The sequence below is a fragment of the Wolbachia endosymbiont of Tuta absoluta genome (assembly GCF_059414725.1).
In genome coordinates this window covers 1-1,378 of record NZ_JBNRJY010000224.1, presented here as the reverse complement: position 1 = coordinate 1,378, position 1,378 = coordinate 1, and the positions used below count along the sequence as shown (strand labels likewise).

At 37.7% G+C, this 1,378-nt stretch carries 1 protein-coding gene and 1 pseudogene; one reads left to right on the top strand and one right to left on the bottom strand.

Translation table 11 applies throughout. From position 1 onward, the window contains the following. Positions 1-129: 129 nt before the first annotated feature. Positions 130-330, top strand: a pseudogene (locus ACJ5GX_RS02410) (NAD-dependent malic enzyme); the annotation flags it as partial. Here the strand turns inward: ACJ5GX_RS02410 and ACJ5GX_RS02405 are convergent. Next, positions 312-1,337 (bottom strand): uracil-xanthine permease family protein, encoded by a 1,026-nt coding sequence (locus tag ACJ5GX_RS02405; RefSeq protein ID WP_495292663.1) that lies wholly within the window; start codon positions 1,335-1,337, stop codon positions 312-314. The pseudogene ACJ5GX_RS02410 and the gene ACJ5GX_RS02405 overlap by 19 nt on opposite strands. Positions 1,338-1,378 lie beyond the last annotated feature (41 nt).

Sequence of the window (1,378 nt, the reverse complement as noted above, 5' to 3'; positions counted from 1 at the left end):
TTCAAACAAAAGGCTAAAATGTAATGATTATGACTGTACATATAATAAAGGAAATAATAAGTCAGTGTTGCTAGCTCATAAAAGAGAAGATATTTTAGAAAATTGTAACAATGTCGATCGATCATCCATAATGTCAATCGTAAGAATGTTAAAGTGATTGTGATAACAGATGGTGAACGTATTCTTGGTTTAGGTGACCAAGGTATAGGTGGTATGGGGATTCCAATCGGAAAATTATCACTTTATACCGCTTGTGGTGGTATTAGCCCTGCCTATACTTTGCCAATTACAATAGATGTGGGAACCAATAATCAACAATTACTCAATGATCGATCACTTTTTCCAGCACCCACCAACAAAGAACAATTGATATTTTTAAGTTCTATTTTATGTCGGCTAAGTTGTATAACACCATTTTTTAGTGGATTTTGAAGCCATACATTAAACAACATATCTTGATTGACACCCCCAGGATAATCCACCATATGATTAAGAAAATTTCCAAGTGTAGCATGCTCATGTAAAAGTGCTCGATCGATCGCAATCCAAATACCGACAAATCGACTCGCAACACCTGTCAATTGAATCACACCATTATTTTGGGCAAAAACAGAACTTGGAAAGGTATTGAACAGCCCTGCAAGAAATGAGTTTGCACCATTGACCAATACACCACCTTTGATTCGCTCCATCCAAACAGGACCATCAACAGGTTGGTTTGAGATTTTTGAGGTCGCAGTCACGTCACCAATTGCTTCTAGAGAGGTCACGAGGTAGATAAATGCCATTGGAATAAACAAACTCCAAGAGAAACTAATTCCAAAGTGCATAGGTGTTGGGATTTGAATTAATGGGGCATCTTTTAAGCCTGAAAAATTTAAATAGCCCATAAAGCCTGCAAGAATATATCCAATCACTAAGGCGATTAAAATTGCAGAACTCTTAATCCAAACCACTTTAAATCGATTGAGTAAGATGATAATCGCCAATACTGTACATGACATAATCAGATTATCTTTGCTTGCAAAAGTGTGGGTGTCCATTGCTTGATAGCCACCACCCATACTGATAAGACCTTCTTTAATTAAGGTCAATCCAATCAGCAATACCACGATTCCTGTCACCAATGGTGTAATGAGTTTTTTCACCCAAGGTAAAATGCGTGATACACCCATTTCGATAAATGAACCTGCGATCACCACACCAAAAATAGAAGCCATGACTGCTTCAACAGGAGTACCCGCTGCTACCATTGCAGAACCAATCCCAATCATTGGTCCAATAAAGTTAAAGCTTGTACCCTGTACGATCGATCGTTGCTCATCATAAAACGACATCCCTATTGTTTTTGATTGCGATTTTCATTTGCCTTTCTATA

Excerpts from the sequence above, each read along its gene's own strand:
- ACJ5GX_RS02405 (WP_495292663.1), bottom strand. The coding sequence starts at position 1,337 with ATGTCGTTTTATGATGAGCAACGATCGATCGTACAGGGTACAAGCTTT.